The following is a 14,281-nucleotide window of genomic DNA, read 5'->3' as shown; positions in this document are numbered from 1 at the left end:
GTTATGGGACGTTCGGTTCAGGACTCCGCACTCTCCGGCGTTTCCCGCCGCACGGTGCTCAAGGCGGGCGCCGCGGCGGCGGCCTTCGCGATGGTGGGTGCCCCGTCGATTCTGCGGGCGCAGACCCCAGCCGTGAAGATCGGCATCCTCCAGCCGGTGACCGGCGCGCTCGCCCATGACGGCGACCTCGGCCGGCTCGGCGCCGAGATGGCGATCAACGAGATCAACGCCGCGGGCGGCCTCAAGGCGCTGGGCGGGGCCAAGATCGAGATGCTCTTCGGCGACGCCCGCTCCACGCCGGAGGCCGGCACGCAGGAGGTCGAGCGCATGCAGGCCGAGGGCGTGTGCGCCATCGTCGGCGGCTTCGCCAGCCCGATCTGCCTCGCCGCCTCTCAGGCGGCGGCGCGCTACGATCTGCCCTATCTGGTCGACGTCGGCGTGTCGGACCAGATCATGGCGCGCGGCCTGACCAATACCTTCCGCTTCAGCCCCGGCTTCGGCAAGGTCACCCAGGTCGCCCTCGACAACCTGACCAAGATCAACGAGCTGGCCGGCAAGCCGGCGAAGACCGTCGTGCTGGTCCATGAGGACGGCCTGTTCGGATCGGGCCTCGCCAAGCTGCTGCAGACCGAGCTGCCCAAGCGCGGCTTCAAGATCCTGGAGACCATCGCCCATCCGACCCCGGCGCGCGACATGTCCAACGTGGCGCTGCGCATCCGCTCGCTGAACCCGGATCTCGTCATCCCATCCAACTACTACGGCGAGTTCGTTCTGCTCGCCCGCACCATGCAGCAGCAGCGCATCAAGCCGAAGGGCGTCTACGCGATCCTCGGCGGTGCCGCGTCGAACGGGCGCTTCGTCAAGGAGTTCCCGCAGGCGGCCCAGAACGTCATCGACTGCAACCACTGGCACGACCCGCAGAATCCGCAGGCCCAGGCGCTGCGCAAGGCGGTGGAGGCGCAGGGCAAGTCCTTCGCCTACAACGTTCCGCTGAACTATTCGAACGTGCTGCTGCTGGTCGACGCCATCGAGCGCGCCGGCTCCGCCGACCGCAAGAAGATCATCGAGGCGCTGAACAGCTCCACCTTCGCCGGTCACATCATGCCCTACGGCCCGACGAAGTTCGTCAACGGCCAGAACGAGGGCGCCACCCCGATCAACACGCAGATCCAGGGCGAGGACATCAAGGTGATCTTCCCCGAGTACTTCGCGGAGGCGAAGGCCAACTTCCCGGCGGCGTAACCCGCCGTCGCCTTCGCACCTCCCGCCGTTCCCCCGCCCGTCCCGCGGCGCCGTGCAGCGGCCGCCCGGACGGGGGGGAAACCGTTTCCCTCATGCGCGGGCTGCCATGTATTCACCTCAGATCATCCTGGAAGCGGCGCTGAACGGGCTGATGACCGGCGCGGTCTACGCGCTGATCGCCCTCGGCCTGACGCTGATCTACGGCGTGCTCCACATCATCAACTTCGCCCATGGCGCGCTGCTGACCTGCGCCATGTTCGCGGTCTGGGTCGCCTGGGCCTGGCTCGGCCTCGACCCCTATCTGGTGATCGTGCCGCTGGTGCCGCTGATGTTCGTGCTGGGCTACGGGCTGCAGCGCTTCGTCATCGGGCCGGCCAGCCACGGCGACGACGGCAACATCCTGCTGGTCACGCTCGGCCTGTCGATCGTGCTGGAGAATGTGCTGCTGGCGGTCTTCCAGTCGGACACCCGCACGCTCGACACCGATTACTCCTTCCAGGTGGTGGCGCTGGGGCCGCTGCTGCTGTCCTACCCGCGGGTGATCGGGCTGGGTGTGGCGGTGGTGGTGACCGGGCTGCTCTGGCTGGTGCTGAACCGCACCGACACCGGCAAGGCCATCCGCGCCGTCGCCAAGGAGAAGCTGGGCGCCAATCTGGTCGGCATCGACGTGCCGCACGTCTACGCCATCACCTTCGGGCTGGGTTGCGCCTGCCTCGCCGTGGCGGCCGGCCTGCTGATGCCGACCTTCTACGTCAACCCGCGCATCGGCAGCGCCTTCGTGCTGGTCGCCTTCACCGTCGTGGTGCTGGGCGGCATGGGCTCGCTCCCCGGCGCGCTGCTGGGCGGCCTGTTCATCGGCGTGGTGGAGAGCCTGTGCGGCCTGTTCCTGGGCGACAGCCTGGGGCAGATCGGCATCTTCCTGATCTTCATCGCCGTGCTGCTGGTGCGGCCGACCGGCCTGTTCGGAGCCAAGGCATGACCGCGCGCGACCTGATCCCGATCGTCGTCCTGGCCGTCCTCGCCGCGCTGCTGCCGCTGGTGGTGACGTCCAGCCCGGTGATGAACTTCCTCGTCTTCACGCTGATCGTGGCGCTGGGGGCGCAGGGCTGGAACATCCTGGGCGGCTTCGGCGGCCAGTTCAGCTTCGGCCACGCCGCCTTCTTCGGCACCGGCGCCTATGTGACGGCGATCCTGCAGCTTCGCTACGGCGTCAACGCCTGGGCCGGGCTGCTGGCGGCGATGGCGGCGGGGGCGGCGGTCGCCTGGACCATCGGCTTCCTCAGCTTCCGCTCCGGCCTGCGGGGGTCCTACTTCGCGCTGGTGACGCTGGCCTTCGCCGAGGTGTTCCGCATCCTCGCCAACGCGGCCTCCTTCACCGGCGGCGCCGCCGGACTGCTGATCAAGCTGGATGTCCATCCCGCCAACCTGCAATTCGCCGACCGCGCCGTCTTCTACTGGCTGGTCCTGGCCTTCGTCACCGGCGTGCTGCTGCTGACGCGCTGGATCCAGCGCTCCCGCTTCGGCGCGCAGCTCGTCGCGGTGCGCGAGAACGAGGACGCGGCCAAGGCGCTGGGCGTCGACTCCCTGAAGGTCAAACTGCGCGCCATCGCCCTGTCGGGCGCGGTGACAGCGCTGTCCGGCTGCCTCTACGCCCAGTATTTCCTCTACATCGACGCTCACATCGCCTACGGCAGCTGGATCTCGGTGGAACTGCTGCTCGCCCCGATCATCGGCGGCGTCGGCACCGTCTTCGGGCCGGTGGTGGGCGCGCTGACCCTGCACGGGCTGGGCGAACTCGCCAAGCAGTTCGCCGGCCGCATCCCCGGCATCGATCTGATCGTCTTCGGCGGCGTGCTGGTGCTGGCCGTCGCCTTCGCCCGCGGCGGCATCCTGGGCCTGCTGGAGCGGCTGCGCGACCGCGGCCGCGGGATGATGACGCGCGGCGCCAAGGAGGTGTCCCATGCTGGCCGTTGAGTCCGTCTCCAAGCGCTTCGGCGGTCTGATGGCGGTGGACAACGCGTCGCTCGCGCTGGAGCCCGGCGGCATCATCGGCCTGATCGGGCCGAACGGCGCCGGCAAGACCACGCTGTTCTCGATGATCTCCGGCTTCGTCGCGCCGAGCGACGGACGGATCCTGTTCGAGGGCACCGACATCACCGGCGAGGAGCCGCACCGCCGCGCCGAGCGCGGCATCGGCCGCACCTTCCAGATCGTCCAGCCCTTTGCCGGGTTGACGGTGTGCGAGAACATCGCGGTCGGGGCTTATCTGCGCCACGCCAGGCGCGCCGACGCCATCGCCAAGGCGCGCGACGTCGCCCGCCGGGTCGGCTTGGCGGCCGAACTGGACCGCCCGGCCGGCGGGCTGACGGTGGCCGGGCGCAAGCGGCTGGAGCTGGCTCGCGCGCTCGCCACCGAGCCGAAGCTGCTGCTGCTGGACGAGGTGCTGGCCGGCCTGAACCCGTCGGAGATCCGCGACATCATCCCGGTGATCCGGGGAATCCGCGACGAAGGGGTGACGATCCTGATGATCGAACACGTCATGCAGGCGGTGATGAACCTGTGCGAGCGCGTCTATGTGCTGGCCCAGGGCCGCATGATCGCCGAGGGCAAGCCCGCCGCCGTCTGCGCCGACCCCCGCGTGATCGAGGCCTATCTCGGCCACGGCGCCGCCGCCCGTCTGGCGGCGGAGGGGGCGGCCCATGGCTGAGGCGCTTCTGAGCATCCAGGGGCTGAAGACCGGCTACGGCGCCACCGAGGTGCTGCGCGGCATCGACATGGCCGTGCTGGACGGCGAGATCGTCACGGTCCTCGGCTCCAACGGCGTCGGCAAGACGACGCTGAACAAGGTGCTGTCGGGCGTGCTGCCGCCCTGGGCGGGCGAGATCCGCTTCGCCGGCAGCCGCATCGACGGCCGCTCCGCCGCGCGCATCGTCGAGGAGGGGCTGATCCAGGTGCCGGAAGGCCGCAAGATCTTCCCCAACCTGTCGATCCGCGAGAATCTGGAGCTGGGCAGCTACCGGCGCGGCAAGCCGAACCGGGCGCGGAACCTGGAGCGCATCTTCGCCACCTTCCCCCGCCTGAAGGAGCGCGAGGGCCAGCTCGCCGGCACGCTGTCGGGCGGCGAGCAGCAGATGCTCGCCATCGGGCGCGGCATGATGGCCGAACCGCTGCTGCTGATCCTCGACGAGCCGTCGCTCGGTCTCTCGCCGCTGATCGTGGAGGAGATGTTCGGGCTGATCCGCCAGCTGAACGCGGGCGGGCTGGCGATCCTGCTGGTCGAGCAGAACGTCGTCCAGTCGCTGGAGGTCGCCCGCCGCGCCTACATCCTCGAAAACGGCGTCTTCGCGCTGTCGGGACCGTCCGACGACATCGCGCGCGACCCCGAATTGAAACGCACCTATCTCGGCCTCTAGGGGCCGTCCGCTCGGGAGCGGTGAAATGACTAGCCTGTCCTTTGACGTGAAGCCGGCGAGCGCGCTGCTCGCCGCCGCCCGGCCGTCCTGGCTCGACCGTTGGGGCACCTTCGCCGCCGGCCTGACCGTCGCCGACCTGCCGGCCCCGGTGGTGGAGCGGGCGAAGCTGGTGCTGCTGGACTGCGTCGGCGTGATCGCCGCCGGCATGCAGGAGCCGGAATGCCAAGCGCTGGCGGGCCGTATGGCTGAGACCGGCGGTTCCGGCGATTGCCCGGCCATCGGCAGTGGCCGGGGCTTCGCCGCCGGGTCCGCCGCCCTGCTCAACGGGCTGGCCGGAACCATGCTGGAGCTGGACGAGGGCAACCAGTACGCCCGCGGCCATCCGGCGATCCATGTCGTTCCGGCCCTGCTTGCCGCCGGGCCGCGCCTGAAGGCGTCCGGTGCCGACCTGCTGACCGCGCTGGCACTCGGCTACGAGATCGGGTCGCGCATCGGCATCGCCGCCAAGCTGCTGGTCACCACCCACCCGCACGGCACCTGGGGCACGGCGGGGGCGGCGCTGGCCGTCGCCCATCTGAACCGCGCCGACGCGGCGATGGTGATCGAGACGCTCAACATCGCCTCCACCCTCGGCCTCGCCACCAGCCGGCGGACGATGCTGGAGGGCGGCACGGTGCGCAACGCCTACGCCGGGGTGTCGAACCAGCTCGGCCTGACCGCCTGGGATCTGGCGGCGAGCGGCATCATCGGCGAGACCGACGGGATCGGCAGCGTGTTCGGCGGCGTCGTCGCCACCGATTTCCGGCCGGAGCTGATGGTCGAGGAACTGGGCGAACGCTGGGAGATCGCCCGCAACTACTTCAAGCGCCACGCCGCCTGCCGCTACACCCACGGCGCGCTCGACGCGCTGGGCGACATCGTGGCGAAGGCCGGCGGGCGGATCGCCCCGGCGGAGGTCGCGGCCATCGAGGTCGACACCTACGTCTGGGCCGCCCAGCTCGACGGGGCCGAGCCGAAGAACATGCTGGCCGCGAAATTCTCGCTGCCCTTTGCGCTGGCGACCTTCCTCGCCAACGGCGCCGCCACGCCCGGCGCCTTCCGCGACGATGCCCGCCAGGACGCGGCGACCCGCGACCTCGCCCGCCGGGTGATCGTGCGCGAGGACCGCGGCCTGACCGCCCGTCTTCCCGGCCTGCGCCCAGCCCGCGTCCGCCTGACCCTGGCCGACGGCCGGCGCTTCGAGGCGGAGGCGCTGACCAACAAGGGCGACACCGAGGACCCTTACAGCCCGGACGAGGTGCGCGCCAAGTTCGCCGACCTCGCCGGTCCGGTCTGGGGCGCCGCCCACGCCGCCGCCATTGCCGACTGCGTCGCGTCGATCGACCGCGCGGCCGACCTTTCAACCCTGACCCGGCTTCTGTCGGCGCCCGCCGCCGCCGGGGGGAGCGTCTGAAATGACCCGACCCGATCTCACCTTCAAACAGCGGCTTTCCGAGGACCGCGTCGTCCTGGCCCCCGGCGTCTACGACGCCTTCACCGCCTCGCTGGCGGCGGCGGCGGGGTTCGAGGCGCTGTACCTGTCGGGCGCGGCCATCGCCTACACCCGGCTCGGCCGGCCCGACATCGGGCTGGTCTCGGTCAGCGAGGTGGCGGACACCATCGCGCTGGTGCGCGACCGCGTGCCGACGCCGCTGGTGGTGGACGCCGACACCGGCTACGGCAACGCGCTCAACGTGCAGCGCACCGTGCGCATGTTCGAGCGCGCCGGTGCCACCGCCCTGCAGCTCGAGGACCAGAGCTTTCCCAAGCGCTGCGGCCACCTGACCGACAAGGCGGTGATCCCGGCCGGCGAGATGGCCGGCAAGATCAAGGCTGCGGTCGACGCCCGGACCAGCGAAGGCACCCTGATCATCGCCCGCACCGACGCGGTGGCGGTGGAGGGCGTCCCGGCGGCGCTCGACCGCGCCCGCCTCTACGTCGAGGCCGGCGCCGACGTGCTGTTCGTCGAGGCGCCGAAGAGCCGCGAGCAGCTCTCCGCCATCGCCACCGACCTCGGCGGCATCCGCCCGCTGCTGGCGAACATGGTGGAGGGCGGGCAGACGCCGATCAGCTCCGCCGCCGATCTGGGCGATCTTGGTTACCGGCTGGTGATCTTCCCCGGCGGCATCGTGCGGGCGCTGGCCCGGCAGGCGCAGGACTATTACGCCTCGCTGGCCCAGCACGGCACCACCCAGCCCTTCCGCGACCGCATGTTCGACTTCAACGCGCTGAACGATCTCATCGGCACGCCGGAGATGCTGGCGCTCGGCGAAACCTACAAGGACTTCACCTCCGCCAAGCGGGAGGACGCGGCATGACCACCCAGACCACCACCAAGACCACCACAATCGACCCCGTCACGCTGGCCGTCCTCAAGGGCCGGCTGGAGCAGATCGCCGACGAGATGGACGCGACGCTCTACCGCTCGGCCTTCAACCCGATCATCGCCGAGGCGCGCGACGCCTGCCACGGCCTCTACCACGCCGAGACCGGCGCCACGCTGGTGCAGGGCACCAACGGCCTGCCGATCTTCGTCGGCGCCATGGCCTTCGCGGTCAAGGCGGTGATCGACAAGGTGGCGCGGGAGGGCGACCTTCACCCCGACGACATCTTCCTGTTCAACGACCCCTACGACGGCGGCACGCACCTGAACGACTTCCGGCTGGTGCGGCCGATCTTCCGCCAGGGCCGGCTGTTCTGCTGGATGGCGTCGGTCGGCCACTGGCTCGACATCGGCGGCAACGTGCCGGGCAACTTCAACGCGCGGGCCACCGACAGCTTCCAGGAGGGCGTGCGCATCCCGCCGGTGAAGCTGGTCAAGGCCGGGGCGATGAACCACGACCTGCTGGCGATCCTCGCCGCCAACTCCCGCGTGCCGGTGTCCAACTACGGCGACCTGAACGGGCAGCTCAACGCGCTCGACCTCGGCGTGCGCCGGCTGACCGAACTGCTGGACGAGCATGGCGAGGACACCGTCGCGGCGGCCTTCGACGCCTTCACCGCGCGGGCCGAGGCGCTGATGCGCAGCGCGCTGTCCAGGCTGCCCGACGGCACCTACAGCTTCGAGGACTATCTCGACAACGACGGCATCACCGCCGACCGTCTGCGGATCGCGCTGGACCTGACCATCGCGGGCGACCGCATGGTGCTGGATTTCTCCCGCTCCTCGGCACCCTGCGCCGGGCCGCTCAACATCGCCTACTCCACGGCGGTCGCCTGCTGCTACGTCGCGCTGAAGCACGTCTTCACCGACGTGCCGGCCAACGCCGGCTGCCTCAATCCGATCACCTTCGTCATCCCCGAGACGACGCTGCTGGCGGTGAAGCCGCCCAAGCCGGTCGGCGGCTACACCGAAACCATCCTGCGCGTCATCGGCGTTGTGTTCGGCGCGCTGGCCCTGGCCGACCCGGCCCGCGCCACCGCGGCACCATTCGGCACCATCAACGCGCTGTCTCTGGCCGGCCACCGTCCGGACGGCTCGCGTTGGGTGATGTTCTCCTTCTTCGGCGGCGGTCTGGGCGGCAACCCGGAGAGCGATGGGCTGAACCACGCCAACAACCCGATCTCCACCGCCACCATTCCGCCGGTGGAAATCCTTGAAGCCGCCTATCCGGTGATGTTCACCCAATGGGCGCTGCGCCCGGATTCCGCCGGGGCCGGCCTGCACCGCGGCGGGCTGGGGGCGGTCTACGAGATCGAGGCGCTGACCGCCGCCGACGTCTTCCTGCTGGGCGAGCGCGGCGTCTTCGCGCCCTTCGGGGTGGCCGGCGGCACGCCCGCCGCGCTGAACCGCTTCGTCTGGCAGAGCGACGAGGGCGAGAAATCGCCGCCGCTCGCCTCCAAAGTCACCGATGTGAAGATCCGCGACGGCCAGCGCGTCCGGTTGGAGACTCCCGGTGGCGGCGGCTGGGGCGACCCGCGACGCCGCGACGCCGAGGCCGTGGCCCGCGACGTGCGGCTCGGCTACCTCGGCGCCGAGGCCGCGCGCAGCGCCTACGGCGTGGCGCTGACCGACGACGGCGCGCTCGACATCGCCGCCACCGCGGCGCTCCGCGAAACCTCCGCCGCCTGACGAATCCGGAAGCAAGACCATGAGCAACGGCATCTCCACGGGTGCAATCGTCGGCGTCGATGTCGGCGGCACCTTCACCGACCTCTTCCATTACGACGAGGCGCGCGGCAGCTTCCGCACCGCCAAGGTCCCGTCCAACCGCGGCGACGAGGCGGTCGGCTTCCTCGCTGGCCTGCAGAGCTTCGGTCCGGTCGCCGAACTGGGCTCCATCGTCCACGGCACCACGGTCGGCACCAACGCTCTGCTGGAGCGCAAGGGCGCCAAGGTCGGGCTGATCACCACCGCCGGCTTCCGCGACGTGCTGGAGATGCGCCGCCGCGACCGCCGCCAGACCTGGGGCCTGTGGGGCGACTTCGTCCCGGTGGTCGACCGCGACCTGCGGCTGGAGGTGGCGGAGCGCACGCTGGCCGACGGAACGGTCCGCGCCGCCGTCGATCCCGACGAGGTGCGCGCCGCCGCCCGACGGCTGGCCGCGATGGGGGCGGAGGCGCTGGCCATCGTCTTCATCAACGCCTACGCCAACCCGGCCAACGAGCTGGCGGCGCTGGAGGCGGCGCGCGAGGTGTGGCCGAACGCGAACCTCGAATGCTCCTCGCGCATCCTGCCGGAGATCCGCGAGTTCGAGCGCACCTCGACCACCGCGCTGAACGCCTATCTCCAGCCGGTGGTCGGCAGCTACCTTGCCAAGCTCGACAACGCGCTGGCCGGGGAGGGGTTCGGCGGCCGCTTCCACATCGTGCAGTCGAACGGCGGCGTCATGTCCACCGACACCGCCCGGCGCCTGCCGGTGCGCACCGCCCTGTCGGGGCCGGCGGCCGGCGTCATCGCCGCCGCGGCGATCTCCAAGGCGGCGGGCTTCCCCAACGTCATCACCGGCGACCTCGGCGGCACCAGCTTCGACGTGTCGCTGGTGGTGGAGGGGCAGACCATGCTGGCCGCCCAGACCACCATCGACTTCGGTCTGGTCGTCCGCACCCCGATGATCGAGATCACCACCATCGGCGCCGGCGGCGGCTCCATCGCCGGGGTCGATCCCGGCGGCATGCTGCAGGTCGGGCCGGAGAGCGCAGGGTCACGGCCGGGGCCGGTCTGCTACGGCCAGGGCAACACCCGCCCGACGCTGACCGACGCCAACGTGCTGCTCGGCCGCATCAACGCGGAGCGGCCGATCGGCGGCAAGCTCGCCCGGCTGGACGTCGACGCCGCCCGCACCGCCATCGCCACCCACGTCGCCGAGCCGCTGGGCCTCGACGTCATGGCGGCGGCGGAGGCGGTGGTGCGCATCGCCAACAGCAAGATGGCCGGCGCCATCCGCCTCGTCTCCATCGAGCGCGGGCACGACCCGGCCAAGTTCGCCGCGGTGCCCTTCGGTGGCGGCGGCGCGCTGCATGTCGGCGCGCTGATCAAGGAGGTCGGGCTGAAGGCGGCGCTGGTGCCGCGCTTCCCCGGCGTGACCTCGGCGCTCGGCTGCGTCATCGCCGACATCCGGCACGATCAGGTGCAGACGGTGAACCTGCCGCTGGCCGGCATCGACGCCGCGTCGCTCGACCGCCGCATGGTGGAGGAGGCGACCGCCGCCCGCGCCGTCGTTGAGTCCGCCGGCCTCAGCGTCGAGCGCATCGACCTCGTCTTCGAACTCGACATGCACTACATCGGCCAGACCCACACGGTCGCCGTGCCGCTGCCCGTGTCGGTCGAAAATGGCACCACCGGGGTCGACGAGGCGACCATCCGCGCCGCCTTCGAGCGCGCCTATCAGGCGTCCTTCAGCCGGCTGCTGCCGGGGGTGGGCGCCAAGATCGTCAACCTGCGCACCGCCGCCATCGGCCGCCGCCCGCACTTCGACCTCGCCGCCCTGGCTCCGGCGGCCGGCACGACGGTGGAGGGCGCCCACGCCGGTTCGCGCCCGGTGTGGTTCGACGGGGCGTGGCATGAGACGGCGGTCTACAACCGTCTCGACCTGCCGGTCGGCGCGCACATCCAGGGTCCGGCGATCCTGGAGCAGCCGGACGCCACCACCGTCATCGATCCCGACCTCAGCGCCCGCGTCGACGGGTACGGCAACGTCATCGTGGAAAGGAGCGCCCGATGAGCGCCGCGCTAATTCCCATCGAGCGCACCGCCCTGCTGGTCTGCGACCTGCAGAACGATTTTCTGCACCCCGAGGGGGCTTATGGCCGCGCCGGTCAGACGGCGCCGGAAATCCTGGCCCTGCCGGAGCGGGTGAAGTCGTTGGCCGACCTTCTGCGGTCGCGCGGCGGCTGGGTGATCTCGACCAACTTCACCCTGGTTCCCGGCCGCGGCGGCGAGCCGATGATCTCGCCCCACCTGAAGGCGCTGCGGCCCTTCCTGGCGAAGGGCGACTTCCAGCCGGGGGGCTGGGGGCATCGCACGGTGGACACGCTCCAGCCCGTCGATGTCGAGGTGGAGAAGATCGCCTACTCCGCCTTCCACATGTCGCGGCTGGAGTGGGTGCTGCGCAAATGCGGGGTGGAGCGGCTGCTGGTCTGCGGCATCGTCACCAACGGCGGCGTCGCCTCGACCGTGCGCGACGCCCATGTCCGCGACTTCGACACCATTTTGCTGGAGGACGGCTGCGCCGCCTTCACGCCGCAGGTCCATGACGTCTCGGTCGCCGCCCTGCGCCCGGTCTGCCGTGTGGCGACGGTCGCGGCGATGCTGGAGGAGCTGACCGCGCCATGAGCCGCATCCTGCCCGCCGACGGGGTGACGTTCGAATTCACGGTGCCCGTCGTCGTGATCGGCGGCGGAGCGGCCGGGATGATCGCCGCGCTCGCCGCCCATGAGCGCGGGGCGGAGGTGCTGGTGCTGGAGCGCGACGCGCTGCCCCAGGGTTCCACCGCCCTGTCGGCCGGCCTGATCCCGGCGCCGGGCACGCGCTGGCAGCGCGCCGCCGGGATTGAGGACAGCCCCGAGCGCTTCGCCGCCGACATCATCGCCAAGGCGAAGGGGGAGCCCGACCCGGCGGACGTGTCCCGCGTCGCCCGCGCCGTCGGCCCGGCGCTGGAATGGCTGGCCGACCGCTACGGCCTGCCGTTCTCGGTGGTCGACAACTTCACCTATCCCGGCCACAGCGCCCGGCGCATGCACGGGCTGCCCAGCCGGTCTGGGGCTGAGCTGATCGACCGGCTGCGCGGCGCCGTCGAGGCCGCCGGCATCGACGTGCTGTGCGAGGCGCATGTGACCGCGCTCCATACCGACGGCCCGCGTGTCCGTGGCGTCGAGGTCACCCGGCCCGACGGCAGCGTCGAGCGGGTCGGCTGCGCGGCGCTGATCCTCGCCTGCAACGGCTATGGCGGCAACAGGGCGCTGGTCGAGCGCCATGTGCCGGAGCTGGCCGACGCGCTCTATTTCGGCCATCCCGGCAACCAGGGCGACGCTCTGCTCTGGGGCGAGGCGCTGGGGGCGGCGACGCGGCACCTGTCGGGGCACCAGGGCCACGGCTCGGTGGCTCACCCCGCCGGCATCCTGGTCACCTGGGCGACGGTCACCGAAGGCGGCGTGCAGGTGAACACCGAGGGCAAGCGCTTCTCCAACGAGGCGCAGGGCTATTCCGAGCAGGCCGCCGTCGTGCTGCGCCAGCCCGATGGCATCGCCTGGACCGTCTTCGACGAGCGCATCGCCGCCGTCGCCCGCCAGTTCGAGGATTTCCGGCAGGCCGAGGCGATGGGCGCGGTGCTCGGTGCCGACAGCCCGGCGGACCTCGCCCGTCTGATGAAGATCGACGCGGAGGCGCTGACCGTCACGTTGGCCGAGGTCGACCGGTTGAAGGCAGCGGGGGGAACCGACGGCTTCGGCCGGAGCTTTGCCGGCTCGGCGCCGCTGGTGGCACCGTACCGCGCCGTCCGCGTCACCGGCGCCCTGTTCCACACCCAGGGCGGGCTGGTCGTCGATGACGACGCCCGCGTGCTGGTCGACGGGCAGGGCGGTGCGCTGCCCAACCTCTACGCCGCCGGCGGGGCCGCCTGCGGCGTGTCGGGGTCGAAGGCGTCCGGCTACCTGTCCGGCAATGGCTTGCTGACTGCGGTGGCGCTGGGGCGCATCGCCGGGGCGGCCGCGGCGGACTCCGTGAAGGAGGGAAGCAACCCATGACGCAACACCCCCGCAGCCTGTTCGACAAGGTCTGGGACGCCCATCTGGTGGCGACCCGGCCGGACGGACAGGCGCTGCTCGCCATCGACCGCCATTTCCTGCACGAGGGCTCGTTCCACGCCTTCGGCATGATCGACCACGCCAAACGCCCGGTGCGCCGACCGGAGCTGACCTTCGCCGTCGCCGACCATTATGTGCCTTCGCACAGCCGCGCCAAACCGATCGCCGATCCCGAGATCGCCAACATGGTGACGATGCTGGAGGCGAACGCCGGCCGCCACGGGTTGCGCCACTTCGGCCTGCACGACCCGGCGCAGGGCATCGTCCATGTGCTGGCGCCGGAGCAGGGATTGACCCTGCCGGGCCTGACCATCGTCTGCGGCGACAGCCACACCTCGACCCACGGTGCCTTCGGGGCGCTCGCCTTCGGGATCGGCGCCACCGAGGTCTCGCATGTGCTGGCGACCCAGACGCTGTGGCAGCGCCGCCCCAAGACCATGCGCGTCACCGTCGACGGGGAGCTGGGCGCGCATGTGACGGCCAAGGACCTGATCCTGGCGGTGATCGGCTTCATCGGCGCCGACGGGGCGGCCGGCCACGTCATCGAATACGCGGGAAGCGCCATCCGCGCCCTGTCGATGGAAGGCCGGCTGACCGTCTGCAACATGTCGATCGAGGCGGGGGCGCGGGCCGGCATGATCGCCCCCGATGACACCACCTTCTCCTGGATCGAGGGGCGGACCTACGCCCCCAAGGGCGCGCTGTTCGACCGCGCCGTCGCGCACTGGCGGACCCTGCCCAGCGACCCGGACGCCGCCTTTGACCGCGAGGTGTCGCTCGACGCCGCCGCCATCGCCCCCTCGGTCACCTGGGGCACCAGTCCCGAGACCGCGGTTCCCGTCACCGGCGCGGTTCCCGATCCCGGTGCCGAAAGCGACCCGGTGCGCGCCGGCCAGATGCGCAAGATGCTCGACTACATGGGGCTGACCCCCGGCACGCGGCTGGAGGAGGTCGGCATCGACCGCGTCTTCATCGGCTCCTGCACCAACGCCCGGCTGGAGGATCTGCGCGCCGCCGCCGCCGTGCTGCGCGGCCGCCGCGCCGTGGTGCCGGGGCTGGTGGTCCCGGGATCGGTCCCGGTGCGCCGTCAGGCCGAAGTGGAGGGGCTGGACCGCGTCTTTACCGACGCCGGCCTGGAATGGGGCGAGCCCGGCTGTTCGATGTGCGTCGGCATCAACGGCGACCTCGTCCCGGCCGGGGAGCGCTGCGCCTCGACCACCAACCGCAACTTCCCCGGCCGCCAGGGGCCGAACGCGCGGACGCATCTGATGAGCCCGGCGATGGCCGCCGCCGCCGCCGTGACCGGCAAGCTCACCGATGTCCGCAAGCTGGGAGCTTCGTAA

The 14,281-nt window shown here is 71.3% G+C and carries 12 protein-coding genes; all 12 read left to right on the top strand.

All coding sequences use genetic code 11. The features are described from left to right. The first annotated feature begins 3 nt into the window (after positions 1–3). The 12 genes from D3869_RS17240 to leuC all read left to right on the top strand — a co-directional run bounded on the left by D3869_RS17240 (position 4) and on the right by leuC (position 14,281). Entirely contained in the window at positions 4–1,242 is a 1,239-nt protein-coding gene (locus tag D3869_RS17240; protein ID WP_137141175.1) for an ABC transporter substrate-binding protein, read from the top strand. A 106-nt stretch (positions 1,243–1,348) separates the two neighbouring features. Beyond that, positions 1,349–2,221: a branched-chain amino acid ABC transporter permease gene (locus D3869_RS17235; RefSeq protein WP_014197324.1), complete on the top strand. Its 873-nt coding sequence runs from the start codon at positions 1,349–1,351 to the stop codon at positions 2,219–2,221. Beyond that, entirely contained in the window at positions 2,218–3,216 is a 999-nt protein-coding gene (locus D3869_RS17230) for a branched-chain amino acid ABC transporter permease (RefSeq protein WP_137141174.1), read from the top strand. The genes D3869_RS17235 and D3869_RS17230 overlap by 4 nt, the downstream gene beginning before the upstream one ends. Continuing rightward, the gene (locus D3869_RS17225; RefSeq protein WP_137141173.1) at positions 3,203–3,949 is read left to right on the top strand and encodes an ABC transporter ATP-binding protein; all 747 of its coding nucleotides are present in this window, start codon (positions 3,203–3,205) and stop codon (positions 3,947–3,949) included. Before D3869_RS17230 ends, D3869_RS17225 begins: the two co-directional genes overlap by 14 nt. Beyond that, a complete protein-coding gene (locus D3869_RS17220; protein WP_137141172.1) occupies positions 3,942–4,655 on the top strand; it encodes an ABC transporter ATP-binding protein in 714 nt (237 codons plus the stop codon). Before D3869_RS17225 ends, D3869_RS17220 begins: the two co-directional genes overlap by 8 nt. A gap of 25 nt (positions 4,656–4,680) precedes the next feature. Next, positions 4,681–6,108 (top strand): MmgE/PrpD family protein, encoded by a 1,428-nt coding sequence (locus D3869_RS17215; protein WP_137141171.1) that lies wholly within the window; start codon positions 4,681–4,683, stop codon positions 6,106–6,108. A 1-nt stretch (position 6,109) separates the two neighbouring features. Continuing rightward, positions 6,110–7,012 (top strand): isocitrate lyase/PEP mutase family protein, encoded by a 903-nt coding sequence (locus D3869_RS17210; protein WP_137141170.1) that lies wholly within the window; start codon positions 6,110–6,112, stop codon positions 7,010–7,012. Further along, positions 7,009–8,766: a hydantoinase B/oxoprolinase family protein gene (locus tag D3869_RS17205; protein WP_137141169.1), complete on the top strand. Its 1,758-nt coding sequence runs from the start codon at positions 7,009–7,011 to the stop codon at positions 8,764–8,766. Before D3869_RS17210 ends, D3869_RS17205 begins: the two co-directional genes overlap by 4 nt. A gap of 19 nt (positions 8,767–8,785) precedes the next feature. Further along, positions 8,786–10,858: a hydantoinase/oxoprolinase family protein gene (locus D3869_RS17200; RefSeq protein WP_137141168.1), complete on the top strand. Its 2,073-nt coding sequence runs from the start codon at positions 8,786–8,788 to the stop codon at positions 10,856–10,858. Next, entirely contained in the window at positions 10,855–11,469 is a 615-nt protein-coding gene (locus tag D3869_RS17195) for a cysteine hydrolase family protein (protein WP_137141167.1), read from the top strand. The genes D3869_RS17200 and D3869_RS17195 overlap by 4 nt, the downstream gene beginning before the upstream one ends. After that, positions 11,466–12,878 (top strand): FAD-dependent oxidoreductase, encoded by a 1,413-nt coding sequence (locus tag D3869_RS17190; protein ID WP_137141166.1) that lies wholly within the window; start codon positions 11,466–11,468, stop codon positions 12,876–12,878. Before D3869_RS17195 ends, D3869_RS17190 begins: the two co-directional genes overlap by 4 nt. Continuing rightward, on the top strand, positions 12,875–14,281 hold the full coding sequence (leuC, locus tag D3869_RS17185) for a 3-isopropylmalate dehydratase large subunit (RefSeq protein WP_137141165.1): 1,407 nt from the start codon (positions 12,875–12,877) through the stop codon (positions 14,279–14,281). The genes D3869_RS17190 and leuC overlap by 4 nt, the downstream gene beginning before the upstream one ends.

This window comes from Azospirillum brasilense (assembly GCF_005222205.1).
Taxonomy (GTDB): Bacteria; Pseudomonadota; Alphaproteobacteria; order Azospirillales; family Azospirillaceae; genus Azospirillum; species Azospirillum brasilense_G.
Note: the sequence above shows the minus strand (reverse complement) of the source record. Positions and strands in the feature narration are given on the sequence as shown.